This window comes from Paraburkholderia sp. CNPSo 3076 (genome assembly GCF_026343935.1).
Taxonomy (GTDB): domain Bacteria; phylum Pseudomonadota; class Gammaproteobacteria; order Burkholderiales; family Burkholderiaceae; genus Paraburkholderia; species Paraburkholderia nodosa.
Genome location: NZ_JAPMAL010000042.1, coordinates 30,784 through 55,879, shown reverse-complemented (window position 1 = coordinate 55,879; position 25,096 = coordinate 30,784). Strand labels below are relative to the sequence as shown.

Here is a 25,096-nt window from a genome sequence, read left to right as displayed (position 1 = left end):
AGGCACGTGCAAGGCTACTGGCCCGAGTCCGGTCGCGCATCCACCGAAAGTTGGATCTTTATCAGCATCGCTGGTCGTTCAAAAATTCAGCCATAAGCAGGATTGACCGGAAAAAATGCGCTGCTGAAAATGCGCAGAAATTGCCAGGTTCCGAGGCATCACATCATTCGACACATCTGATCATTTACAGGAGACAGGTATCGCGGACATGCATTTACGCGACCGTGTGATTTTGACTACTGGTGGCGCCTCGGGTATCGGCTGTGCGTGTGTTCAGGCCGTACTTGCCGAGAGCGCCAGAGTCCTGATCGTCGACAGAGACCCGAGCGGGGCTGAAGTCGCCAGCAGCTTTCGACAGCAGGGATATTGCGTTGAGTTCGCGCAGGCCGACACGACCCTCGAGACAGATATCCGCAGAGCCGTAAAGCAAGCTAAGGACCGCTTCAGTCAGCTCGACGCGGTGATCGCCTGCGCTGGAATCTCCGGCCCTGTCGGATCGACCGCGCCTGACATTTCCACGGAGGACTGGGACCGCGTCATGGCTGTCAACGTCAAGGGTAACTTCCTTATCGCCAAGCACACCCTGGCACTGCTCGGCGCAAGTGAGGTCGGAACGCTGGTGTTCCTCGCTTCCGACGCAGCGCTGGTCGCGTTCGAAGGTACGACTCCTTACAGCACCTCCAAAGGCGCGGTACTAATGCTCGCGAAGTCGCTTTCTGTGGACCATGCCCGAATCAGGGTGAATTGTCTGTGCCCCGGCATCGTCGACACCCCGATGTCACGCGCCGACCTCGGACGACCCGAAGGCTTTGCCGGTACGGACTTGCCTATCATGTCTGCCTCGCAGATTGCACGACACGCAGTATTTCTGGCTTCCCCGGTGAGCGCGCCCATGAACGGGACCAGTCTGATTACCGATTTCGGATACGTAGCACGCTCCGCCCTTCCCGCGCTCGATTTCAAGTAAGCCTATCAGCGCAGCACCTCGATTAAGGCAATCTCCACAGGTAGTAACCGTCTCCATAGAGGATTAAAGATGAGCAATCGTTCAGTCGCCGTCATCACTGGCGGAGGCACAGGTATTGGCGCCGCAACGGCCAAAGTTCTCCGGTCCGGCGGTTGGGAAGTCGTTATCTGCGGTCGCCGCCCCGAGCCGCTTCAGCGCGTCGCGGAGTCCACCGGCGCCATCCCGTTTGTCGCAGACGCAGCATCGGCAGATGATCTCAAGCGTCTGGTGGGAAGCACGCTGGATAAATTCGGATCTCTCGATGGCCTCGTGTTGAACGCCGGAATCGTCCGGGCCGGACTGCTAAGCGAGCTCACGGACGGCGCCTGGGATGACATGGTTCGCACCATTCTGACCGGGCCGTTCCGATTGTTGCGGGCCGCACTACCTCATCTTGTGGCAGCAAAAGGAGCGATCGTCGGCGTCGGTTCGGCTGCCGCGCTGAGAGCGACAGGGGGAATTCCCGGCTACAACGCGACCAAAGCCGCGCTCGCCATGCTGATGCAGACCGTTGCGGTGGATTATGGCCCGCAAGGCGTGCGCGCTAATACCGTGTGCCCAGGCTGGGTCAGAACCGAAATGGCCGATATGGAGATGCGCGAGATCGGCACAGGACTTGGGGTCGGGTATCAGGAAGCGTACGACATCGCAACCTCGTTCGTCCCGGCCCGCAGAGCGGCGGATGCCGTTGAAGTGGCCCACCTGATTGCCTGGCTGCTATCCGCACAGGCGTCCTATATCAACGCGGCAGTCATACCAGTCGATGGCGGGATGGTCGCTGGCGACCCGGGATCCCTTGCCCTGGATCCACGCGTCACCTTCGCCCAGCGTCATCGCGACTGACCTCAGGGCTCGTGCGGCACGCGTAAACGCTAATGCCAAAGTGCGTCTGCACCCTCGATACTATGTCACATGACCTAGTATCTAAGGAATGGTCTGATCCCCAGCATTTGTGACCAGGAGCGAACATGTTGTCAGTCGAAAGCCCCACCACCTATTACACGATGACGCGCAAGTATCACGATCGATACGAGCCGCTCGAAAAAGATATCGAGGCGGACGTCGTGGTCATCGGTGGAGGATTCTCGGGGGTGAATATTGCGCTGGAGCTTGCCGAACGAGGCATCACCAATACGGTCGTGCTCGAGGCAAACTATCTCGGGTTCGGTGGGTCGGGGCGCAACGGCGGGCACGTAATGGCCGGCATCGGTCACGATCTGGAGAAGATCCGAAAGTACGTCGGCGATGACGGCGTCAAGGCCATTTTCAATATCAGCGATCAAGGCGCCAGCACGATTCAACGGCGCATTGATCGCTATGGCATTGATGCGGATTTCCGCCGAGGGTACGGGTATCTCGCCTTCAATGGTCGCCAGGGAAAGCTTCTTCAGCAATGGGAAAGGGAATTCAAGGAGTTGAATCCGGGGCAAGACATTGCTTACCTGGAAGGGGCTGAGCTGAGAAACATCCTTGGCTCAGACGCCTATAGCTCTGGGCTGATGCATATGGGCAATGGCCACATTCATTCGCTCAATCTCCTGCTTGGCGAAGCACGCGCCGTCGTCGAGCTCGGCGGGCGAATTTACGAAAGCACGCCGGTGGTGGAAGTGACGTATGGCAAGAAAGTCAAGGTGCGCACCGCCAGGGGTTCAGTCACTGCAGATAAGGTGTGCTTCGCATGCGGTGCATTCATCAATCGCCTTGAACCCAAGCTTGATAAGACAATCATCAGCACCTATTCGTTTCAGCTCGTCACGGAGCCCCTTTCCGACGACCTCATTCAGAGAATCAGCCCGATCCGGGGAGCATTCACGGATGTGCGCCCGGCGATCGATTACTACCGCGTCACCAATGAGAATCGGCTTCTCTTCGGCACCGTCACGCATTTTCTGGAATATATCCCGAAGGACTTCAAGGAATACAACCGAAACGCCATGCTTCGGATCTTCCCGTATTTGAAGGACGTGATGGTCGACCTGGGATGGGGCGGTCCGATGGAGTGCTGCGCAACGCTTTTCCCGCAGATCGGTACGCTTCCGGGTCAACCCAATGCTTTTTTCGTCCAGGGCTATTCAGGATTCGGCGTGACCCCAAGCCATGTCGTCAGCCGCGTCGTGGTGGATGGCATGCTTGAGGGATCTTATGAATGGGACGTGATGAGTTCGATTCCTCGGGCCAGAGTAATTGGCAAGGAAAATTTCCGAAATGTCATTTGCACACTAGGGAAAGTGACGCATCAGCTGCACGGCTACGTCAACGGTCGGCGATAAGATATTGGCCGCTCCGGGTCGATTTCGATATTTGAGAATGACCCGGAGAGCGAAAAAATGCGAGAGAATGTGTATTTCTCCCAACGCATGGAGTAGCGCATGCCCCGCAGTGCATCTACCGCCCGACTGGATAGCGAAGTATCCAATCTTGGCACCACCGAGGCAAGCCAACGACGCGCCCCGACCCAACGCGGCCGGGACGCCATTGCCCGGATTCTCTCCGTAGCAACCGACATGCTATGCGAGGAAGGCTACGGCGAACTCACCATGCGTAAAGTTGCGAACAGCGTGGGTATCAGTCTCTCCAATCTGCAGTTCCATTTCAAAACGCGAGAAGATCTGCTTGGCGAAGTCATTATTCAGTTGACGGCTCGATATCTCGAGCAATATGAAGTGTTCGCCCAGGATGCCCGTCTCAGCCCGGAGGACCGTCTGGAAGTGCTCTTGCGGCACACGCTGGCTGAAGACAAAAAGCCGCGCGTGCAATCAATTTTCTTCAATATCTGGGCGCTCGCCCAGACGCAGGACTTTGCGCGCGAGATTGTCGACCGGATCTACAAAGCGCAGCGAGCTATCCTTGCTCGCTTTATCGCACAGATTAACCCGGCGCTCACCGAACATGAATGCGCACTTCGGGCGGCACTGATCTCATGCCAGATGGAGGGGCTGATGATCCTGATTCCTCAACGCAAGAGCTTTCCGCGTGATTTGAAAGGACTCGAAACCGAGGTGATACGAGCCATGATGGCACTTGCCAGTGCACCTACTGGCTCGCCAACAACCGGCTGACCAGGGCCGTGCGGCTCGTCACGCCGGCCTTATCGAAAATATGCAGCAGATGGGTTTTGACGGTTGCCACGCTGACGTGGAGCGACGACGCCACATCGCCGTTGCTGAACCCACGACAAACCAGTTCTGCTACCTGTGCCTCGCGCTTCGACAAACCATATCGACCGCCCGTATTGGCCCGAGCGTCGTCCTCTGCGATCGCCGATGATGCGGCGAGGTTGAACCCAATATACGGGTGCAGCGCGCGAGCCGCCGCCAGAATCGAAGCAGCAGCCTGATCGTCGCAAGCCTCCGGCAGACATACACTCATGCCTGCCTGCGGATGCCCCTCAGACCGGAATACCAGTTCGATAATATTGCTGATGCGAAACATCGACAGAAATTGCCGGTACTCCCGATGCGATTCGTGCATCCCGAGATGATTTGAAAGCAGCGCCACGTCGACGTCCGGGAAATCGACCATGTGCTCGTCAAACGGATCGAGATGATACATTTCGTCCACATACAAGCGATGAAACGCGTCCGGCAATCCCCTTCGTTCGAAATAGCAGATCTCCTGATGCACACCGCAGGTATAAAACGCCAGCGCTTGCGCGCCAGTCACGCGAGTGAAGCAATTCAGCGTCTCGTCGATGAACTGCTCCATCGACGGTCGATGTTTTCCCTGCTCCATGACATCCCACCCCCAATCACGTATGCAATCGACCCGGCACAACTAGGCCACACGACCTATTATTAGCCGGGAACGCTCGACATTGCATTAGCGCTAACCCTCATCTAGCGCTTGCTTGGGGACGAATCGATGGGGTCGGAGATAACCCCATCGGTGACCGGGACCGCGTGGGTCGCCTCAATCCTGGAACGATGACGGATACGTCGTTTCGTTGAGGAGCGTCGCTTTCGAACCGAATGTCAGATGCACCAGCTTGCTGGGCTTCGGATCCCAGCAGAAAAAGCGGCCCGTCGAGCGCATGCGCTGCATATCGACCACCACGATCGATTCCACTGGCATGACGGTTTCGCTCCAGAAGAGAATCGTCAAATCCGGGGCCGCATCGAAATAGGCGCATTTCTCGACATCGGCCACACCTCGTTCGGCACCGTTGACGCAATGCCAGGCCATCACTTCCCGGCCGAAGTACACGTGCTCGTACCAGTCATCGGAGCTATACCGGTACAGGACACGCTTCCCGACCATGGACGAGGACTGCCTGAAGGGCTGATCGCCCGATTTGCCTTGAACGGTAGCGTTCAGGAAATCGGTCTTGGTCCGCTTCTCGCCATTGCGGTCGTAAAAGCTCGACGCCGCCACGAAGATATTGCCGCTTTCCAGCTTCCAGACCAGCGTCACCGATTCCTCATATTCTTCCTTGAGAAATTCGACGAAAACAATCCCCGGCCGCAGCTCCATGGCTTCATAGGTGTGCCTGCCGGTCATTCCAACGCCGTCACCCTCGATAATCTCCCAGGTCAGCGTTTTTTCGTCGATGAAGTGATGCTCGATCAGCCAGCCGTTGTCGAAACGAAAAACTTCCCGAACCCCAGCGAGCAACGACGTGTTCGGATATTTGTGCTCGGAAAAGCCATCCGCCATCTCTTCGAGAGTCACCCACTCGCTTTCGGGGACATATTTGTGGTTCTGAATCGTTTGATCGATGCTGTAGTCCATAATGTGCTCCTATCAATGAAGATGTCTCGATGTTTCTTTGTTCAGAAACAAGCCGATCGTTCAATACTCCACCTGATTCCAGGTGGGGCATACAGAGGTTGATTCTGCGTAATATTATCTTTGCCGGCATCAACCTCATGGCTGATTTTTTGGCGGAACCCCGAACGGATCCGGGGGACTGGCGCTCCCCGCGGGATGGTTACTGAGGAACTCCGTCGGCAACCCGCTCTCCTCATGATCTGCGCCTTCCGGCACATTTCGACGTCAGAAATTATGCTTGATCCCCACTGATATCTCGAGCTGGGACGAAGAATTCGAGGTACCCAGGTACGCTAGCTGGGCGTAGTTTTCGAAAGCACCTGTCACGGGGTTAATGCCGAGGCCCGCATCACTCATCTTTTCGAAATTGCCCGTTGCGTAGAGTTGGGTCCGCTTCGACAGCGAATAAATACCGCCAAGCGAAATCTTGTTGATGTTCGTATTCGAGTCGAGCACCTGAATTTTCGCGCGCGTGTAACTGTAGGCGAGCCCTACCTGAAGGGCTGGCGTGACGCTATACAATCCGCCCAGTTCCGCAGTATCGAACCGGAAATCGCTGACGGGCCCGCCCGTGGATATCAGATACCGGCTCCCCAGCAGCATCGCGCGCGTCAGCGTGCCGCTAATAGTCAGATTACCCACCGTGTAATTGCCACCCAGTCCAAACGTCCGCAGTTCGTCGGCGTCATGCAATTCACAATAGCTGGAAGGACTCTGCCCGCAGCTCAATTCGCCGATATACCCCGAACTGCCACCCAGCGCAGCTGTGAGGGGATTGCGCAATGACAGATAGCCCGCTCCCAGCGAGAGAGCGCCGTCGGTATAGCTGGCGCCCATAGCCCATGCGCGGTTGGTGGCAAAGGCTCCGGGTTGGCCCCCCAGGCTGAAGGTTCCGCTCAGGCTCAGTCCGTGAAAAGCCGGGCTCGAATATTGGATGCTGTTGTTCAGGTTGAAAGCAGCGTTCAGGTTGTCGATATCTCCGAAGTGCGCACCGAATGGCCCCGCCCAGTTGTTGCTGACTGCAAACGGTGCGAGAGCATTGGTGTATGAGTCGAACTGGCGCCCGAGCGTCAGTTGACCCCATCTGTCCGATTTCAGTCCAACCATCGCCGTAGCATCAAACAGGTTATTTGCCTGAAACATTGCACCGTTGTTCGATAGATAGTAATTCTGCAAATTGAATATCGCACTGGTGCCGCCACCCAGGTCCTCCGTACCGCGAATGCCGAAAGACGCAGGCGCCAGGTTTCCGGTCGTCACCGACACTGAACTTTTTCCAGACACCTGGCCGCCCGACGTCGAAACCTGCTGATTGCTCACATATGTGAGGCCCGTGTCGATCGTTCCGTAAAGCGTTACGCTACCCTGCGCATGAGCTAGCGGTGAACACGCTGCGGCCATCACACCAAGAAGCCAACCCGCCCTCTTCGTCTTCTTCTGATCCATCACTTCCGACTCCTCGCAACCAGTTTTTGCAGAAAAAAATCGCTCGCACGGAGTGCCGCAGATCGCGGCACTACCGACGGGAGTGCGGATATTCTTATTGGACGATTTATTGCTGAAATCAACCGTTAGACTGATTTCATGATGGCCTCAGGGAAACTACCAACACGTGCGTTCGGTCAGCCACCAGATGAACGCGGCGAAGTTCCCGGTGCATCAGGACATCGCCGGCTTCGACTTTGATGGCTCGCCGGACGATCGCCAGCTCGTCATGCAACTGGCCGGCATGACGTTCACCGAGGGCGCACACAACGTGGTTCTAGTCGGTGGGCGGGTTCCGGGAAATCACATCTGGCGACCGCCATCGGCGTGTCCCGCATACGACATCCGCGATGCACTCAGCGAACCATTTGCCTTCGGCACGACGCGCAACACCCGCCTCCCACTCGTGCAGACCGCGGCGTTCACCGAGATTAAAAGCTTTCAGCGCGCTGCTTGACAACCACATGGTCGCTGGCTTGCCCGTCGTCGTCTCACCCTCCGACACTTCTATGAGAGTGCGCGCGACAGCCACGCTGTCCGGCATCGATTCAAAAAACCTTCCCCGTAGCCCAACGGACCCCTCTGCGATCGCAGCAAGCCAATAGAGCTCCGCGCCCGACGGGCACGTCCTGACGTCACACAGGCGGCCCTCTCCGTCAATGCGGAAGTCGAGAGATTTGCCGATGTATACGAGGACGCGCTGCGGGGGCTCGGCCGCGACCGGCCTCTCCTCGGGCCACTGCTGGAATCGGGTTGCCGGTACAGGCGCGCCGGAGTCGACGCGGTCATCCTCAGGCTCGTCGACGTCGCCGCTCTCGTCACCGTCACCCTCTGGCTCGTCGCCGCCCCAATCGTCGAGCCAGACTGCGTCAAAGACCTCGGAAGGCCGCTTGTAGTCGTAGAGCTTGCCCACTTCGCCCGCATATTCATACAGGGAAGCGGCTGTGGTCCGGTTTCCCGAACCCGGGGTGAGCGAAAAGCGGTACCGGTCCCGCAGTTCAATAACGTCTCGCGCCCGGAGCAGTCCAATGATCGCCAACACGAGGAAATTGCTCGCCGCCTTGTCATCGGCGTTTGCGGTGATTTTTCTGAAAAACGACTCACGACGCGACTCGGTCAAACCAATGAACTTGCCGATCAGGCCAGAATTCGCGTCCTCGAATTCCCGAAGCGCCGCGACGTCGGTGCCCTCAAACACCTCGCGGGCCTTCACCAGATCCGTGAGTTCGCTGAGCAGGAAACCGACGGAACAGGCAGCGCCGCCTAACATGGCTGCGCCGTTCCGGCTGCAAGCAAAACCGCCAGCTTCGCTGCGCCCTCTGCCTATTCGCCCACCTTGAGGAAAGCGCTTTCACGCGGGCCAGATGTGCGGTCCCGCACCGTTCAGTGCAGATTGCTACGCTCTCGATCAAGTCCCTCGCCCCTTTCGGCTTATTCTCTTTTTGAACCGACTCGATGATGGCCCCCGGCGCGGGCGACAGTCCAGTGCGCTTTTCGCCCCGCCCGTAACGCAACGCCGGCGGGGCGCTTTTCCATCGCAGCCTTACCGCGACATCGATTGCATACGACCAGCTTCCCGTTCCACAACGCAGCTTTATGGCTTCGACGACCTGGCCTACCCACTCAGACACGCGGTGCGGCCGCCACAAGCACATCGACCGCGGTTGAATGGTTGGAACGTTACCCGCGAATCGACGGCACCCGCACCACGAAAAGGAGCGCAGCATGGCGACCCTATCCCTTACCAACGGAACATCAATCGACGAAATCGCCGATCATATCTATCGGATCGCCACACCCGTTGAGCTGCCGGGTGGGGGTGGCTTCTCGTTCAACCAATATCTGATCGACGACGACGAGCCACTGCTGTTTCATACTGGTCTGCGCGCACTTTTTGCAGTGGTCCAGGAAGCCGTCTGTCTGATCATGCCCGTCAATCGTCTGCGCTACATCGGCCTGTCCCATTTCGAGGCCGATGAATGTGGCGCGCTCAACGATTTCCTCGCTGCGGCACCCCGCGCGGAGCCACTATGCGGCCGGATCGCCGCCATGGTCTCCGTCGGTGACTATGCCAACAGGCCGCCACGCGCGCTCGAGGATAACGAGACAGTGAGTCTCGGTCGGCACAGCGTGCGGTGGCTTGACACCCCGCATTTGCCGCATGCATGGGAATGCGGCTTCCTTATGGAGACCACGTCGGGAACCCTTCTATGTGGCGACCTTTTCACTCAGGGCGGCTCTCATCACCCGGCGCTGACCGAGAGCGACATCCTTGAACCCAGCGAGGCATTCCGTCGGCAGATAGATTACTTCTCACACACCAGAAACGCCGGTGCCATGCTGGAGCGCCTCGCCGAACTTCACCCGATCACGCTCGCGTGCATGCACGGCAGCGCTTGGCACGGCGATGGCGCCGCCTTGCTATTGGGACTCGCTGACAGTGTTGAAAGCGATCAGGCGAGGTCCTGAACGACTGCAACACAAGCCAAATCGTTAAAAGGAAAGAGATTTGGAAACATCACGCCCCGAGTGAAACTTCAATTCAATTCGCATTATTTTTCACCCTATGGAGATCACCAGGCTGACCCCTGGTGATTTCTTCGTAGGTATCCTAGAGTCTTCAGGAAGCCGCAGCTTGTCGCTGACCACCTGGAAAGCCTTGGAAGGTCTGAAACTACCGTGCGCCCTCCGGCTTGCCGCGCAGCTGGCTTCGTTCACGCGAAAAGCCGGAGAAACTCTCATGCTTAGCGATATCGAGCACGCATGCATCATGAATCATTTGCGAGTCCTGCTGGGTCGGGCCGACTTCGCGTACGGCTATTTCGAAAACAAACCGGGCGAGATATTCCACGCTCCCGCGTATAAGTCGTGGCCATCGATCATAAATCTGATTCAGGGAGTATGCGGCCATGGACTTTCGCCAAAAAACTTTGTCGTCTGTAATAGCACGTTGAAATCACCTGCAACCATGATGTGCATGGGCATGCTTGAGTATTTCTACGCCATCAACGAGTTCAAAGGCACCCCTGTTTCGCAAAGACCACTCGAGGAAGATGAAATCTACGACGTTGAGGACCGGGACCGAGATGGTGAAGTACAGGCCGCTTATAAACGTGCGCAAACCATCCGCTTTATACCCATAGACCCTACGCTTGTACTCGACAGGGAGTACCTGGCCAGATGTGCGAACCCGCAAACCGGCGAAGTGCCTGGCGTCGATGTCATTTCAGGCAACGCTACGCATATTCATCGCCTCTATATGGCCGCGGCATACCGCCGAGCGGGGTATCGCGGGGCTTTTCTCGGACATACGACCCAAGGCCCCGGTATGATCCTTAACCACGGACACAGCATCGCGGCCCTGTTGGTCAGTTCGCAAGGGCGCGTGCTCGCGATAGCTGAAAACATGAAAGCGCGCAATGAGACCTTCCATGCCGAGGTGAATCTGGTTCAGGCCTACATGTCGAAGTTCGATTCATTCGTGCAAGGCCGCGAAGGCGTTGTCGCCGTATACACCACCTTAAAGCCCTGCAAGATGTGCGCGGCGATGATCGCGCATGCATTCCCTTGTTGCAAGGTGATTTATGCTCAGGACGATCCGGGTACTCACGCGGAGCACCTGGATAAACCGACGCTCGGAATGCATCAACTCTCGCAAATGGGCGCCTCTGTCAAGTCATTGCAGATGTATGACTCATACGATGTAATCGGAAAAAAGACCGGAGAAGTCGCACAAGCGCTCGACAGTACATGGCAGGCGCACAAGGAAACGAGCAAATTTAAGGGTTTGACGAACGCTCTCGATACGACGAAATCTGCCAACCAAATGCTAGCGGCGTCATATTCGCTCGAGAGAAAGCTTAAAAAATACGCACAGGGGAAAGAGGTTAAACATCCAGATGTCGTCAAAGTGCTCAACCATCTTCAACCGATGCTCGAGCGACTTTGAGTAACCCCGGTCTTGATAGCTGCCCCGAAGGAAAGCGTTTCCAGTCGTTGATCGCGCTTGCGGAATCTTCAAAATGCCGACATATACGCGGCTAGGACGATAAGTATTCTTCTCTGGAGCGCGTTTTTACTGCAGTTGATGAGTCTTTATTTTCTTCTCAGTTGACCAGTATCTCCAGCAGGTGAGCAACTTTGCCAGGTACTTTGGGCGCTCCCCCGAACTGCTCGGGCCGGAGGAGGTGCGCGCCTGGCAAGTCCATCTGATTGAAGTCCAGCGGCGTTCCCCCAGCACGCTGGTGGTGGCCACTGCGGCACTGCGCTTCCTGTACCACATCACACTCAAACGCGAGTGGGCCGTCGAAGAACTCCCGATACCGCGGACACCGCGCAAACTCCCGGTGATCCTCAGTCAGGACGAGATCACCCGGTTCCTTGAAGCGATCCGAAGCGTCAAGCACCGTACCGTGCTGATCGCAGCCTATGCCGCCGGCTTGCGCATCTCGGAAGCCACCCGGCTGAAGGTCGGCGATATCGATAGCCAGCGCATGATGCTACGTGTCGAACAGGGCAAGGGGCGCGTCGACCGCTACGTAATGCTCTCGCCACGGCTGCTGGAGGTCCTGCGCAGCTACTGGTGTATCGGCCGGCCCCAGTACCGGCTGTTTCCCGGCCGCTTCCCGGATCAACCCGTCGGTGCCGACGTGGTGCGACAGGCGTGCCATGACGCACGTCGCCACGCCCATACCCGATGAGCGAATACGCCATTTGCGATAACCGGCAAGGGCACCACGTCGGGGCGCGTGGCACTGGCGCCGCTTGCGCGCGACGCGCCGCGCCACCTGAAATCGCAGGGCCCGCCAGTTATTCGGGCCAGATTGGTGCCGTCCACGCCGCTGGTGTGTGTGCTCGACGGGAATCACGCAACGCGCCCGCGAAGTACGCAGAACGCGCCGGGCAAGCCCGGCATCGGCGCGGCGAGGTTGCGGCAAATCATAGGTGAGTTTTTCCAGGGTGCAGCAGAGCACGTGCATACTCGCGACCCTGTACTCGCCGCTAAGCTGCGGCGCGTGAGCCCCCACTGGCTGCGCCGTACCCATACATCGCATGCGCTTGGCGCCGCGGTGGACCTCGTGGCCGTGCGCGACAACCTTTGGCACGTGTCGATTGCGACGACCTCAACCTACCTGCACGGAAACGACAATCGGCGCGCGCGCGAGGGAGGTGCCGCGTTCGGCGCCGCGGCGAGCAATAGTGCTCCTTAATGGCGCTGCGGTCACCGTCGCGCCTAGCAATGCGATTCACCCTCCTTTTGGAAAGTTGCGTGCCCGTCGCACGAAAATGTATTCCAATCCGTTGGTAACCGTCGAAAACGGGGATTCAGGTGACGTATCACACACATAATGTATCTCTATACGGATAAATATTACTATTTTCATCATATAAAACAGTCACTTAAGGTAATTTTTGACATCTGAACAGGCGTATCTATTAACCATACCCGCCCGCTCGACGCCATGAAGCGCACCTTTGAGCGCTGCCCACAGATTCAGCAGTGCTACTACGTCGCGGGCGAGTGGGATTTCGTGCTCATTTTCGCGGTGCGAAACATGGACCAGTACACGGAACTCACGCGCGAGCTATTCTTCTCGAACAACAACGTGAAGCGGTTCAAGACGCTGGTGAGCATGAGCCGCGTGAAGGTGGGGCTCGAAGTGCCGCTTGCGATGAACGGCGAATGAGGAATGCGGGTTGCGACACAGACGCAACGCGGTCATCTGAAGAACAGGAGCCACGACCCATGAGCAATGCAGTGCACCATGCCGGAGCCATTGAAAGCGACGAGTTGTTCCACCACCCGGAAGTCGCGACGCTGCGCGCAGATCTAGCGCTCGCGCTGCGTGCCGCCGCGCATTTCGGGCTGGGTGAGGGCGTATGCAATCACTTCAGCGTTGCGCTTCCCGGCGAAGACGGCCTGTTTCTGCTGAACCCGCGCGGCCTGATGTGGAGCGAGGTGATGGCCGACGATATCGTCATCGTCGATACACAGGGGCGCGTGATGGCAGGCCGCCATGCCGTCGAACCGACGGCGATGTTCATTCACGCAGCCATCCACGGGATCGCAAAGAAAGCCTGTGTGCTGCATACCCACATGCCCTACGCAACCGCTCTCACGCTCACGGAGGACTGCGGGCTCGATACGACCTTGTCGCAGAACGCCATGCGCTACCACGGCCGCGTCGCGCTGGACCGCGAATACAACGGGCTCGCGCTCGGCCCCGAGGAAGGCGAGCGCATTGCGCATGCGCTCGACGGCAAGGATATCGGCTTCCTCGGCAACCACGGCGTGGTGGTGTGCGGCCAGCGCATCGACTACGCGTTCGACGACCTCTATTACCTGGAACGCGCATGCGCCGCACAGGTGCTCGCGGGTTCTACCGGGCGCGCGTTGCGACCGGTGGCGGTCGATCTCGCGCAGCGCGTGGCCGACCAGATTCAGGGCGAGCGATTGCAGTCGGAACTGTTCTTTACGGCGCTGCGAAGAACGCTCACGCACGCCTGACGAAAGGGGCGCACTACCTCCCCTGCCACACCGCCCTGCGCTTCTCCGCAAACGCCGCCGCGCCCTCTCGCGCGTCGGTGGAAGCGAACACCGGGTCGGTGATCTCGCGCTGACGCGCGAACATCTGAGCACTGGACCAGTCGCGTGACTCGCGCATCACGCGCTTGCTCGCGGCGACCGCGAGCGGGCCGTTTGCCACGATCTTCTGCGCGAGTTTCAGCGCGCCCGCCAGCGCTTCGCCCGGCGCGGTGAGACGGTTGACGAGGCCGAACTCGAAGGCGCGTTGCGCGCCGAACATGTCACCCGTGAGCACGAGTTCCATGGCGATGCGCTCCGGCAACTGCTGCTGCAGGCGCAACAATCCGCCCGCCGCGGCGCATAGCCCGCGCTTCACTTCGGGCAGACCGAACTGCGCGTTGTTCGCGGCCACGACGAGATCGCTCGCCAGCACGACTTCGAATCCACCCGCGAGCGCGTAGCCTTCGACCGCCGCAATGAGCGGCTTGCGCGGCGGCGCTTCAGTGAGCCCGGCAAAGCCGCGGCCCGGCAGGCTCGGCCGTTCGCCTTTGAGAAAGCCCTTCAGGTCCATGCCCGCGCAAAACGTACCGCCCGCGCCCGTGATGATGGCGAGGCGCAGGTCGTCGCGCTGCTCCAGTTCGTCCAGCGCGGCGGCTATCGCTTCGGCCACCGCCTTCGTGCAGGCGTTGCGCGCCTCGGGACGGTTGATCGTGAGGATCTGGATGCCGTCGCGGGTCTCGGTCCGCAATTCGTCGCTCATGGTCGGCCTCGCTCAGCGCGGCTGCATGCGAATCGCGCCGTCAAGGCGAATGGTCTCGCCGTTGAGCATCGGATTCTCCAGAATATGCAGCGCGAGCGCGGCGAACTCGTCGGCTTCACCGAGTCGCGGCGGAAACGGCACCATGCGGCCAAGCGATTCGCGAATCTCCTCGGGCAGGCGCGCGAGCAGCGGCGTGTCGAACAGGCCGGGCGCGATCGTACACACACGGATGCCCTTGCTCGCGAGGTCGCGCGCGGCCACGAGCGTCATGCCCACCACGCCCGCCTTCGACGACGCATACGGCACCTGCCCGATCTGCCCTTCGTACGCGGCCACCGAAGCGGTGAGCACGCAAGCGCCGCGCTCGCCTCCGGCATCGGGCTCGTTGCGCGCCATCGCCGCCGCGGCGAGGCGCAGCGCGTTGAAGGTACCGAAGAGATTCACGCGCACCACGTTCTCGTAGGCTTCGAGCGAGCCCGGCGAGCCGTCCTTCTCGATCAGGCGCACCGCGCCGCCACGGCCCGCGCAATGCACGAGCGAGCGCAGCGTGCCGCGCTTCGTGGCCGCCTCGAACACGGCGTTCATGTCGTCGGCGCTCGTCACGTCGGCGGGCACGAAGCTCGCGTGCGCGCCGAGTTCATCGGCCACGGCCGCGCCGCGTGAGCTGGCGAGATCGGCGATCACGACCTGTGCGCCTTTTGCCAGCAGCCGCTTTGCGCTCGCGAGGCCCAGCCCCGAAGCGCCGCCCGTCACCACCGCCACCGTGCCGGCGAATTTGTTCTGTTCGTCCATGTGTCGTTTCTCCTTCGTCGTTCGTGGTCGCGCTTTAGAGGCGTTCGATGAGCGTCGCGTTGGCCATGCCGCCCGCCTCGCACATCGTCTGCAGGCCGTAGCGGCCGCCGCTCACTTCGAGCGAATTGAGCATCGTGGTCATGAGGCGCGCGCCCGAGGCGCCGAGCGGATGCCCGAGCGCGATTGCGCCGCCCGCCGGGTTCAGCCGCGCCGCGTCCGCGCCCAGCGCCTTCTGCCAGGCGAGCGGCACGGCGGCAAATGCCTCGTTCACTTCGAAATGCGAAATATCGTCGATGGTGAGGCCGCGTTTCTTCAGCAGACGTTGCGTGGCGGGAATGGGTGCGGTCAGCATCATCAGCGGATCGTCGCCGCAGACGTCGAACGCCACGATGCGCGCACGCGGCTTCAATCCCAGTTGCGCCGCCTTCTGCTCGCTCATGATGAGCAGCGCCGAGGCGCCATCCGAGATTTGCGAGGCGTTGCCCGCCGTCACGTTCCAGCGGATGCCAGGAAAGCGCGCCGCGAGTTCGGCGCTTTCGAACGAGGGGGCGAGGCTCGCGAGCCGCTCGACGGTCGTACCGGCGCGAATGGTTTCGTCGAGGTCCACGCGACGCACGCCGTCGGCGCCTGGCACATCGATCGGCACGATCTCGCGCGCGAACTGGCCCGCGGCGCGCGCGGCGTCGGCGCGGCGGTGCGACTCGGCCGAGTAGCTGTCGAGCGCCTCGCGCGTGAGCGCCCACTTCTGCGCCACGAGATCGGCGCTCACGCCCTGCCCGACCATGCCTTCGGGATAGCGCGCGTGGTACAGCGCCCCATACGGATCGCGGCCGATGCGCGACGAGCCCATCGGCACGCGGCTCATCGACTCGACGCCACCGGCCACGACGATCTCGTTGACGCCCGCCATGATCGCCTGCGCGGCGAAATGGATCGCCTGCTGGCTCGACCCGCACTTGCGCTCGATGGTGGTGGACGGCACGTGCTGCGGAAAGCCCGCCGCGAGCCACGCGAGGCGGCCCGGCGTGGAGGCCTGCTCGCCCACCTGGCTCACGCAGCCGATCATCACGTCGTCCACGCTGCCGGGGTCGAGGTCGTTGCGCAGGATCAGTTGCCGCAGGACCTGCGAGAGCAGATCCACGGGGTGCAGGTCGACGAAGCCGCCGCCCGCCTTGGTCCGGCCCATCGGGCTGCGCACTGCGTCGACGATTACCGCGCTGTTGGTCATGGTTCTCTCAACGATTGGAAGTGACATGAAAAATGAATCGCTTGACTCAAAATACACCTTTCTAACTCACTATTTCAATAGTGGTAAACATATTTCGGCACGTCAGGATCATTTTTATTGCTTTCTGACTCACAATCCGGAACACTGTTTGGGCGGCTTGAACCCTAGAGATCGAAAAAGGAGACGTCAATACGCGGCTAAGAGCGGCCCGGCAGCGCGAAGGCGAAAAAATGAGCCAGGCGTCTTGAAAAATTGTTCCGGCGTGCAGCGGAAAGCTAGAATCCGGGGTTTGCCGCGAGCCGCACCGGCGCGCCGCGCCCTTACCCCGACGAAGGACCCGACATGAACGATCAGGCCAACTCCCGCACCGACGACGCCGCCGACTCGCAACTCGTGAGCGCGCTCGCGCGCGGCATCCGGATCCTGCAGTGCTTTTCGATGGGAGACGCGGAGCTGTCGGCGCGCGATCTGGTCGAGCGCACGGGGCTGCCCAAGCCCACGGCGCTGCGGCTCATCAACACGCTCGCGGAGTTCGGCCTGCTGCGTTATTCGGAGCGCATTTCGAAGTATGTGCTCGGCACGGAGATGCTGAGCCTCGCCGCCCCGGCGCTCGGCCGCATGACGATCCGGCAGATCGCGCGGCCGATGATGCAGGAGCTGGCGGACTACTGCCACGGCCAGGTGACGCTCGCGGTGGGCTACCGCCTGAACATGGCGTACGCCGAAGTGATTCAGGGCGAAGGCAGCGCGGTGTATCGCTCGGAAACGGGCACGCGGCTCTCGCTTTCGCGCACGGCGTCGGGCCGCGCGTATCTGTGGACCGTGCCGGGCGCGGAGCGCGAGCAGTACTTGCAGGAAACGCTCGCGCGCGACCCCGCCAAGGGCGAGTTGCTCGCGCAGCGCCTCGCGCTTGCGCAGCAGGAGTTGCGTGCGCACGGCTGCACGCTCTCGCACGGCGACATGCAGCGCGAGATCCATTCGGTGGCGATTCCGTTGTCCGCCCCGATCGACGACGAGTATTGGGTTTTTAGCTGTTCGATTGCAGTTTTCAACATCAGCGGCAACCAGCTGACCGACGACATCGCCCCCCGGCTGATGTCGCTTGTCAGGCGCGTGGAGGCAGCGCTCGGCAGCATGACTGGGGCCGCGCATGACATGGAGACGAGACCGTGGAGCGTGTCCGCGAACTAGCTGTAGCAGCACCCACGCGGGAAGCCCTGTGCTTCCCCGCACTCAACCAGATCATCACCTACAAGGAGCTGGACGAACGCGCGGAGCGCATCGCGCACTGGCTCCTCGGCCTCGGCCTGCAACCCGGCGACGGCATCGCGCTGCTGTTCGAGAACCACCCCGCGCTCGCCGTCATCGCCATCGGCGCCGAACGCGCCGGCCTCTATTACACCCCCATCAGCATCCAGTTGAAAACACGCGAGGCCGCGCACGTCCTCGAGGACTGCGGCGCGCGCGTGCTGATCGTTTCGCAGGCCATGCACGAACTCGCCGCCACGCTCGTGGCGGAAGGCGCCGCGCAGGGCGTCGCCTGTTTCGTGGCTGGCGCGGGTGAGACGCCGCCCGGCTTCGCTTCGCTCGAAGCGGCACTCGCCGGGGTCGATGCGAGCGCGCCGCTGCCGCCGCTTCCGCGCGGACGCGACTTCCTCTATTCATCGGGCACGACCGGCCTGCCCAAAGGCATCCGCAAGCCGCCCGTGCCGTTCGAGCAGCGCGATGCCGACGACACCGAAACCGCAGCATGGCGCAAGACGTTCGGCTTCAACGCCGATTCCATCTACCTGAGCACCGCGCCGCTCTACCACGCCGCGCCGCTGCGCTACCTCATGCGCATGCTGCACACGGGCGGCCGCGCCATCGTGCTGCAGAAGTTCGACGCCGAGGCTGCGCTCGACGCCATCGCGCGCTACCGTGTCACGCACAGCCAGTGGGTGCCGACGATGTTCATCCGCCTCCTGAATCTGCCCGGGACTACGCGCGCGCAATACGACGTGAGCAGCCTGCGCGTGGCGATCCACGCCGCCGCGCCCTGCCCGCCGCACATCAAGGAGCAGATGATCGCGTGGTTCGGCCCGGTGATCTACGAGTACTACGCGGGCTCGGAAAGCGTGGGCCTCACGGCGATCGACTCAGACGAATGGCTCGCGCATCGCGGCTCGGTGGGACGCTCGAAATACGGACAGATCCATATCGTCGATGATGAGGATCACGAACTGCCCGTGGGCGAGATTGGCCGCGTGTTTTTTGAAGGCGGGCCGGCTTTCGAGTACCACAACGATCCGGTGAAGACGCGCAGCGTCTACAACCGCCACGGCTGGGCGACCTATGGCGACATCGGCCATGTCGATGCCGAAGGCTATTTGTACCTGAGCGACCGGCGCGTGGACCTCATCATCAGCGGCGGCGTGAACGTGTATCCGCAAGAGATCGAGAACGTGCTCGCCGAGCATCCCGCCGTGGCCGACGCCGCCGTGATCGGCGTGCCGCACCCCGAATTCGGCGAGACCGTGAAAGCGGTCGTGCAGCCGCGCGAGCGCGACGCCGCGAGCCCGCAGCTCGCCGAGGAGCTGATCGCGTTCTGCCGAGAGCGCCTTTCGCCTATCAAGGTGCCGCGCTCGGTCGAGTTCGAGGAGGCGCTGCCGCGCCACGACAATGGCAAGCTGCTACGGCGCATTCTCAAGGAACGCTACCGCCAGCCCGCGGCTTGATACGGATAACGAAATAGCAAGAGACACTGGAGACACCCCCGATGCGCACTGTATTCCGTGACGATCACGAGATTTTCCGCGAACAGGCCCGACGCTTCATCGAGCGCGAAATCGTGCCGTTCCATCATCAATGGGAACAAGAAGGCATCGTGCCGAAGTCGGTGTGGCGGCGAGCGGGCGAGGAAGGCCTGTTGTGCTGCACGATTCCCGAAGAGTACGGCGGTGGCGGCGGCGACTTCGGCCACGCGGCCATCATGATCGAGGAGCTGGCGCGCGTGAATGCGAGCGGCATCGGCTTTCCGCTGCATTCGGACATCGTCGCGCCGTATATCTTCGCGTACGGCAGCGAGGCGCAAAAGCGCAAGTGGCTGCCGAAGCTCGCGCGCGGCGAGCATATCGGCGCCATCGCCATGACCGAGCCGGGCACCGGCAGCGACCTCAAGTCGGTGCGCACGACCGCGCGCAAAGATGGAGACCACTACGTCATCAACGGCCAGAAGACCTTCATAACGAACGGACAGAATGCGAGCCTCGTCGTTGTGGTGTGCAAGACCGCGCCCGAACTGGGCGGCAAGGGCGTGTCGCTGATCGTGGTCGAAGAGGGCACGCCGGGTTTCAGCAAGGGGCGCAAGCTCGACAAGATCGGCCTGCGCGCGCAAGACACGTCCGAGCTGTTTTTCGAGGACGTGCGTGTGCCCGTCGCGCAGCGGCTTGGTGAGGAGAACCAGGGCTTCTCGTACCTCATGCGCGAACTGGCGCAGGAGCGGCTCGTGATCGCGGTGCGCGCCGCCGCCTCGATCGAGGGCATGCTCGAGCGCACGATCCGCTATACGCGCGATCGCAAGGTGTTCGGCCAGGCTATCTTCGATTTCCAGAATGCACGTTTCAAACTCGCACATGCGCGCGCGAAGGCGGAGATGGTGCGCACCTATGTCGATCACTGCATCGCGCGGCACCTGCGCCGCGAGCTTTCGCCCGTGGACGCCGCCATGGCGAAGCTCAACGCGACCGAACTGCAGAACCAGCTGCTCGACGAATTCCTGCAGCTACACGGCGGTTACGGCTACATGTCCGAGTATGTGGTCGGCAGCGCGTGGGTGGACGCGCGCGTGATGCGCATCTACGGCGGCACCGACGAGATCATGAAGGAAATCATCGCGCGCACGCTGTGAGGGCGCGTGAATCGACACACCAGCAAGCAGGCAGGAAAGTACACATGATCAAGCCTCTGGAAGGCGTTACCGTCGTGGAGTTTGCGGGGCTCGGTCCCGCACCGTTCTGCGGCATGCTGCTCGCGCAAATGGGTGCGCGCGTGATCTGCATCGGCCGCGAGGGCGCCCCCGCGCCGTCCGGACCGCTTGCGCGCGGGCGCGAATACGTCGCGCTCGACCTCAAGAGCCGCGACGACATTGCACGCGCACTCGATCTGATCGCGAGCGCCGATGCGTTGATCGAAGGCTTTCGCCCAGGCGTGATGGAGCGGCTCGGGCTCGGCCCGCAAGTGTGCCGCGCGCGGCGCGCCTCGCTCGTCTACGGCCGCATGACCGGCTGGGGGCAAACGGGGCCGCTCGCGCACACGGCGGGCCACGACATCAACTACATCGCAATCTCGGGGGCGCTGCATGCGGTGGGTCTCGCGGGCGGCGAGCCCGTGGTGCCGCTGAATCTGGTCGGCGACTTCGGCGGCGGCGGCATGCTGCTCGCGTTCGGTGTGGTGGCCGCGATCCTGCGCGCGCGTTCGACGGGCGAAGGCTGCGTGGTCGACGCCGCGATGACCGACGGCGCGGCCATGCTGATGAGCATGATGTATGGCTTCTACGCGGCGGGGCACTGGCAGGACGAGCGCGGCACGAATCTGCTCGACGGCGGCGCGCCTTTCTATCGCACCTATCGTTGCTCGGACGACCGCTATATCGCCGTGGGCTGCATCGAGCCGCAGTTCTACGCCGCGTTCATGAAAGGCATCGGCGCCGAAGACCTGCTCGAGCTGCCGCAGCGCGACCGGGCGCACTGGCCGCGCGTGCAGGAGCGCATCGCCCAGACGGTTGCCACGCGCACGCGCGAAGAATGGACCGCCGTGTTCGAAGACAGCGACGCGTGCGTCACGCCCGTGCTGAGTCTTGCGGAAGCACCGCTCGATGCGCACAACACGGCGCGCGGCGCGTTCGCCCAGAGCGGCGGCGCGTGGCAGCCGCAATGCGCGCCGCGTTTCGTGGACTACGGCAGCGAGGGCGGTTAACCTCGAACCGCGCCCAGCGCTTCTTTATCGTCGGCGAGCAGCGAGAGCTGCCCGCTCGCCACGAGATGGCTGAGCGGCGCCGGGCGGCCGAGCAGGAAGCCCTGCACTTCGTCGCAGCCTTCGTCGGCTAGCAGCGTGAGCTGCGCTTCGGTTTCGATGCCTTCGGCCAGCACCGGAATACCGAGGCTCTTGCCGAGCGCGAGCACCGCGCGAATGATCGCGGTGGCCTGGCGGCTCGACTCGGCCTCGCTGATGAAAGACTGGTCGAGCTTGATCTTGTCGAACGGGAACGAGCGCAGCGTGTCGAGCGACGAGTAACCGGTGCCGAAGTCGTCCAGCGCGATATTCACGCCAATCGCCTTGATTCGCTGCAGCACGTCGAGCGAGCGCTCGCGGTCCGCGAAAATGGTCGTCTCGGTGAGTTCCAGTTCCAGCCGCTCGGGCGCGAGGCCGGTCTCGACCAGCACGGTCTCGACGAGCTTCGGCAGATCCGCGTGCGAGAACTGCACGGGCGAGAGATTCACGGCCACCTTGTAAGGCGGCGACCACGAAACGGCACGCGTGCACGCCTCGCGCAGCACCCAGGCGCCAATGCCGAGAATGAGGCCATTCTCTTCGGCGAGCGGAATGAATTCGGCGGGCGAGATGAAGCCGAGCCGCGGATGCTCCCAGCGCAGCAGCGCTTCATAGCCGCAAATTTCGCCGCTCGCGATCGAGGTCTGCACCTGGTAGTGCACGCTCAACTGCGCGCGCGCGAGCGCCTCGCGCAAGTCGTGCGTGAGCGAGCGGCGCGCCCGCGCGATTTCGTCCATCGCCGGCTCGTAGAAGCACACCGACTGCGCGAGGTCCGCCTTCGCGCGGTACATGGCGAGGTCGGCGTTGTTGATGAGCACGGTCTTGGTGGTGGCGTCGTCCGGATAAATGGCGACGCCAAGGCTCGCGCCCGAGAGCACTTCGGCGTCGTCGTAGCGCACCGGCCGGTACAGCGCGGTTTCGAGACGCGAGAGCAGATCGCCGAGTTCCTCGCGCGAGGCGAAGCGCGTGAGCGCCACGAACTCGTCACCGCCCACGCGCGCCACGAACTCGCCTTCGCGCATCAGGCTCGAAAGACGCCGCGCGAGAATGCGCAGCACTTCGTCGCCGGCATGATGGCCGTGCAGGTCGTTGATTTCCTTGAAGCGGTTCAGGTCGATGCCGATGAGCGCGAGCTTGCGCGTGTCCTGCGTGCGCGCCAGTTCGGCGTCGATGCGTGCGTTGAAGCTCGCGCGATTGGGCAGGCCGGTGAGGATGTCGCTCATCGCCATCGTGCGCAGATGCTCGACGGATTCGGCGCGCACGCTGTCGTCGAGCAGAAAGCTCACGCAGCCCGCGCCCGCGATCACGAGCGCCATGCACGCCACGGCGAGCGCGAGCGCATGCAACGCGGCGGGATTCGAAAAGTGCCCGTTGATCGCCATCGGCACGACCTGGAACGCGGACATGCCGGTGAAGTGCAGCGCGGCAATGGCGAGGGCGAGCACGCCCGCCACGACGCGCGCGGACGCGTCGGCGCTTGCCCGCGCGCTGGCTGCGTTCTCCTGCGGGCGCCTCGCGGCCACGCCGGCGAGATGCAGCGCAAGCCCGCTGATCGAGACCGCAAACACGATCGACAAGGCGATCCCAATGCGATTCCAGATCACGATGCCTTCCACGCGATACGCGAGCATGCCCGCGTAATGCATGAGCGCGACCGCCAGCCCGACGATCGCGCCGCCCAGCGCGGGCGCCGCGCGCATGAGACGGTTCGCGGCCTGGCTCGTGGCGAGCAGAAATCCCGCGAAGCTGCCCACGAGCGCGATGAGCAGCGACGTGATGGTCAGCACGGGGTCGAAGGCGATCGGCACGCCCGGCTCGAAGCCGAGCATGGCGATGAAGTGCGTACACCAGATATCGGCGGCGGCCACGACGGCTGCGATGAACGACCAGCCCATGCGCTGCAGCGAACGCGTGGCGAACGCGCGCAGGACGAGCCGTGCCGCGACCCACGAGCCCGCGGCGCAGATCAGCAGCGCGACGACGACGAGCCACAGATTGTGCTTGTAGACGATGCAGCCCACCACGCTCATCATGGGAATATCTCCTTGTTCACCACTCGTTCACCCCGGGCGTCGCGCCACGTTATCACGACAACGCGACGAGGCCGAGCACCTCGCGCAGCTTCGCGCTCGTCGCGTGCAGCGACGACGACGCGGCGGCCGCTTCGTTCACCAAAGCGGCGTTGCGGCGCGTGGTGTCGTCCATCTGCGCGACCATGGCGTTGACCTGCTCGATGCCCTGCGCCTGCTCGTGGCTCGACGCCGTAATCTCGCCCATGATGTCGGCCGCGCGGCCAATGCTGCGCACCACACTTTCCATCGCTGCGCGCGCCTCGCCGGCGAGCTGCGTGCCTGCTCCGACTTCGTTCGCCGAGTTCTCCACGAGCTGCTGGATCTCGCGCGCGGCGGCCGAGGCGCGCTGCGCGAGGCTGCGCACTTCGCCGGCCACCACGGCAAAGCCGCGTCCCTGTTCGCCTGCGCGCGCGGCTTCCACGGCCGCGTTGAGCGCCAGAATGTTGGTCTGGAACGCGATGCCCTCGATGACATCGACGATCTCGAAGATGCGCTTGGCCGAGGCTTCGATAGCGCCCATCGTCGTGGTCATGCGCGCGACGACGTCGTCGCCTGCCTGCGCGACCGTCGACGCTTCGCGGGCGAACGCGCTCGCCTCGCGCGCGTGTTCCGCGCTCGCCATGACCGTGCGCGTGAAGACGTCCATCGAGGCGACCGTCTCTTCCAGGCTGCCCGCCTGGTGTTCGGTGCGCGCGCTCAGGTTCGCGTTGCCTTCCGCGATTTCGAGCGCGGCCTGCTCGACGTGCGCCGTGCTCGTGCTCACCTCGTGCACGGCGCGCGCCATCTGGGCGATCGCCCCCTTGAGCGCGACCGCTGTGGGCGCGCTCGCCGGAATGCCGTCCACCGCGAGGCACACCTCGCGCTTGCGCACCACGCTGCGCACGATGTCCGACAGCTCCGCCGCCTCGATGGCCGCCACGCGCAGACGATGCGCGAGCACGATCGGTCGCCAGTCGCGATAGACGAGCAACAGGCCCAGCAGGACGAACACGCCGAAATGGAATTCGGTGACACCATGCGCGGCCTGGATATGCAGCGCGACGAGCGCGGCATTGGCGAGCGCGAGCGCGACGCGGGAAAGCGCCGTGCCGCGCGCGCAGAAAAACACGAAGCTGCCGGCGCCGAGGAACAGCGCGGCGCCTACGAGCGCGAGCTGCGGTTCGTAATAGATGAAGCCGATCAGCACCGCCGCGATAGCGGAGAGAACGAGCGTGGAATACATCACCGCGTCGGCGGCGCGCGCGACGTCGTCGAGCGCGCGGATGGCCACGCGCGGTTGCGAGCCGGAAGGTCGAAGCGACTGCGCGCGACCCGGCGAATCTGCCAGCATGAACGACACTTGGATGAGGAAAAAAAGTTGCAGGTGGGCGTTAATGCGGCGGCGGCTGGTGGACCTTGATGCGCCTGATTGAATTCGGCTGCAAAAAGG

Annotated in this window: 21 protein-coding genes and 2 pseudogenes; 15 read left to right on the top strand and 8 right to left on the bottom strand. The window is 62.1% G+C overall.

Annotated features, from left to right (window positions below; all coding sequences use genetic code 11):
- Nucleotides 1-208: 208 nt before the first annotated feature.
- From M3A49_RS35730 to M3A49_RS35715, 4 genes are all read left to right on the top strand, one after another.
- Entirely contained in the window at nucleotides 209-967 is a 759-nt protein-coding gene (locus tag M3A49_RS35730; RefSeq protein ID WP_266233086.1) for an SDR family NAD(P)-dependent oxidoreductase, read from the top strand.
- Nucleotides 968-1,036: 69 nt separating this feature from the next.
- Complete coding sequence (locus M3A49_RS35725) at nucleotides 1,037-1,849, top strand: SDR family NAD(P)-dependent oxidoreductase (RefSeq protein WP_266233085.1); 813 nt, start codon at nucleotides 1,037-1,039, stop codon at nucleotides 1,847-1,849.
- A gap of 125 nt (nucleotides 1,850-1,974) precedes the next feature.
- On the top strand, nucleotides 1,975-3,276 hold the full coding sequence (locus tag M3A49_RS35720) for an NAD(P)/FAD-dependent oxidoreductase (RefSeq protein ID WP_266233084.1): 1,302 nt from the start codon (nucleotides 1,975-1,977) through the stop codon (nucleotides 3,274-3,276).
- A 99-nt stretch (nucleotides 3,277-3,375) separates the two neighbouring features.
- Nucleotides 3,376-4,065 carry a TetR/AcrR family transcriptional regulator gene (locus tag M3A49_RS35715; RefSeq protein WP_266233083.1) on the top strand — a complete coding sequence of 230 codons (690 nt, stop codon included), beginning with the start codon at nucleotides 3,376-3,378 and terminating at the stop codon, nucleotides 4,063-4,065.
- Here M3A49_RS35715 and M3A49_RS35710 read toward each other — a convergent pair.
- From M3A49_RS35710 to M3A49_RS35700, 3 genes are all read right to left on the bottom strand, one after another.
- Nucleotides 4,040-4,738: a helix-turn-helix transcriptional regulator gene (locus M3A49_RS35710; RefSeq protein WP_266233082.1), complete on the bottom strand. Its 699-nt coding sequence runs from the start codon at nucleotides 4,736-4,738 to the stop codon at nucleotides 4,040-4,042. The genes M3A49_RS35715 and M3A49_RS35710 overlap by 26 nt on opposite strands.
- 177 nt (nucleotides 4,739-4,915) lie before the next feature.
- The gene (locus M3A49_RS35705) at nucleotides 4,916-5,734 is read right to left on the bottom strand and encodes a MoaF C-terminal domain-containing protein (RefSeq protein WP_266233081.1); all 819 of its coding nucleotides are present in this window, start codon (nucleotides 5,732-5,734) and stop codon (nucleotides 4,916-4,918) included.
- 264 nt (nucleotides 5,735-5,998) lie between these two features.
- Nucleotides 5,999-7,219 carry a porin gene (locus tag M3A49_RS35700; protein ID WP_266233080.1) on the bottom strand — a complete coding sequence of 407 codons (1,221 nt, stop codon included), beginning with the start codon at nucleotides 7,217-7,219 and terminating at the stop codon, nucleotides 5,999-6,001.
- A 166-nt stretch (nucleotides 7,220-7,385) separates the two neighbouring features.
- Here M3A49_RS35700 and M3A49_RS35695 point away from each other — a divergent pair.
- The 7 genes and pseudogenes from M3A49_RS35695 to M3A49_RS35670 all read left to right on the top strand — a co-directional run.
- Nucleotides 7,386-7,603, top strand: a pseudogene (locus tag M3A49_RS35695) (ATP-binding protein); the annotation flags it as partial.
- 683 nt (nucleotides 7,604-8,286) lie between these two features.
- Nucleotides 8,287-8,598: a hypothetical protein gene (locus tag M3A49_RS42540; protein WP_323183463.1), complete on the top strand. Its 312-nt coding sequence runs from the start codon at nucleotides 8,287-8,289 to the stop codon at nucleotides 8,596-8,598.
- 385 nt (nucleotides 8,599-8,983) lie between these two features.
- Nucleotides 8,984-9,727, top strand: coding sequence for an MBL fold metallo-hydrolase (locus M3A49_RS35690; RefSeq protein WP_266233079.1), 744 nt, complete (start codon nucleotides 8,984-8,986; stop codon nucleotides 9,725-9,727).
- 166 nt (nucleotides 9,728-9,893) lie between these two features.
- Nucleotides 9,894-11,207 carry a Bd3614 family nucleic acid deaminase gene (locus M3A49_RS35685; RefSeq protein WP_266233078.1) on the top strand — a complete coding sequence of 438 codons (1,314 nt, stop codon included), beginning with the start codon at nucleotides 9,894-9,896 and terminating at the stop codon, nucleotides 11,205-11,207.
- A gap of 148 nt (nucleotides 11,208-11,355) precedes the next feature.
- Nucleotides 11,356-11,958 (top strand): tyrosine-type recombinase/integrase, encoded by a 603-nt coding sequence (locus tag M3A49_RS35680; RefSeq protein ID WP_266233094.1) that lies wholly within the window; start codon nucleotides 11,356-11,358, stop codon nucleotides 11,956-11,958.
- Between the two features lie 753 nt (nucleotides 11,959-12,711).
- Nucleotides 12,712-12,945, top strand: a pseudogene (locus M3A49_RS35675) (Lrp/AsnC ligand binding domain-containing protein); the annotation flags it as partial.
- A gap of 59 nt (nucleotides 12,946-13,004) precedes the next feature.
- Nucleotides 13,005-13,766: an aldolase gene (locus tag M3A49_RS35670; protein WP_266233077.1), complete on the top strand. Its 762-nt coding sequence runs from the start codon at nucleotides 13,005-13,007 to the stop codon at nucleotides 13,764-13,766.
- A 13-nt stretch (nucleotides 13,767-13,779) separates the two neighbouring features.
- On the opposite strand, the gene M3A49_RS35665 is transcribed toward M3A49_RS35670, so the two are convergent.
- The 3 genes from M3A49_RS35665 to M3A49_RS35655 are packed head-to-tail and all read right to left on the bottom strand — an operon-like array spanning nucleotide 13,780 to nucleotide 16,564.
- Nucleotides 13,780-14,544 carry a crotonase/enoyl-CoA hydratase family protein gene (locus M3A49_RS35665; protein ID WP_266233076.1) on the bottom strand — a complete coding sequence of 255 codons (765 nt, stop codon included), beginning with the start codon at nucleotides 14,542-14,544 and terminating at the stop codon, nucleotides 13,780-13,782.
- A 12-nt stretch (nucleotides 14,545-14,556) separates the two neighbouring features.
- Entirely contained in the window at nucleotides 14,557-15,336 is a 780-nt protein-coding gene (locus M3A49_RS35660) for an SDR family NAD(P)-dependent oxidoreductase (protein ID WP_028208365.1), read from the bottom strand.
- Nucleotides 15,337-15,370: 34 nt separating this feature from the next.
- Entirely contained in the window at nucleotides 15,371-16,564 is a 1,194-nt protein-coding gene (locus M3A49_RS35655; RefSeq protein ID WP_266233075.1) for a thiolase family protein, read from the bottom strand.
- Between the two features lie 342 nt (nucleotides 16,565-16,906).
- Between M3A49_RS35655 and M3A49_RS35650 the strand changes: the two genes are divergently transcribed.
- From M3A49_RS35650 to M3A49_RS35635, 4 genes are read left to right on the top strand one after another with little or no spacing between them, the layout of a single operon-like run.
- Complete coding sequence (locus M3A49_RS35650) at nucleotides 16,907-17,755, top strand: IclR family transcriptional regulator (RefSeq protein WP_254358195.1); 849 nt, start codon at nucleotides 16,907-16,909, stop codon at nucleotides 17,753-17,755.
- Nucleotides 17,734-19,281, top strand: coding sequence for an AMP-binding protein (locus tag M3A49_RS35645; protein ID WP_266233074.1), 1,548 nt, complete (start codon nucleotides 17,734-17,736; stop codon nucleotides 19,279-19,281). The genes M3A49_RS35650 and M3A49_RS35645 overlap by 22 nt, the downstream gene beginning before the upstream one ends.
- A gap of 41 nt (nucleotides 19,282-19,322) precedes the next feature.
- Complete coding sequence (locus tag M3A49_RS35640; protein ID WP_266233073.1) at nucleotides 19,323-20,453, top strand: acyl-CoA dehydrogenase family protein; 1,131 nt, start codon at nucleotides 19,323-19,325, stop codon at nucleotides 20,451-20,453.
- 44 nt (nucleotides 20,454-20,497) lie between these two features.
- Complete coding sequence (locus M3A49_RS35635; protein WP_266233072.1) at nucleotides 20,498-21,520, top strand: CaiB/BaiF CoA transferase family protein; 1,023 nt, start codon at nucleotides 20,498-20,500, stop codon at nucleotides 21,518-21,520.
- Here the strand turns inward: M3A49_RS35635 and M3A49_RS35630 are convergent.
- Complete coding sequence (locus M3A49_RS35630; RefSeq protein WP_266233071.1) at nucleotides 21,517-23,628, bottom strand: putative bifunctional diguanylate cyclase/phosphodiesterase; 2,112 nt, start codon at nucleotides 23,626-23,628, stop codon at nucleotides 21,517-21,519. The two genes, M3A49_RS35635 and M3A49_RS35630, sit on opposite strands and share 4 nt — an antisense overlap.
- A gap of 52 nt (nucleotides 23,629-23,680) precedes the next feature.
- The gene (locus M3A49_RS35625) at nucleotides 23,681-24,997 is read right to left on the bottom strand and encodes a methyl-accepting chemotaxis protein (RefSeq protein ID WP_266233070.1); all 1,317 of its coding nucleotides are present in this window, start codon (nucleotides 24,995-24,997) and stop codon (nucleotides 23,681-23,683) included.
- Nucleotides 24,998-25,096 lie beyond the last annotated feature (99 nt).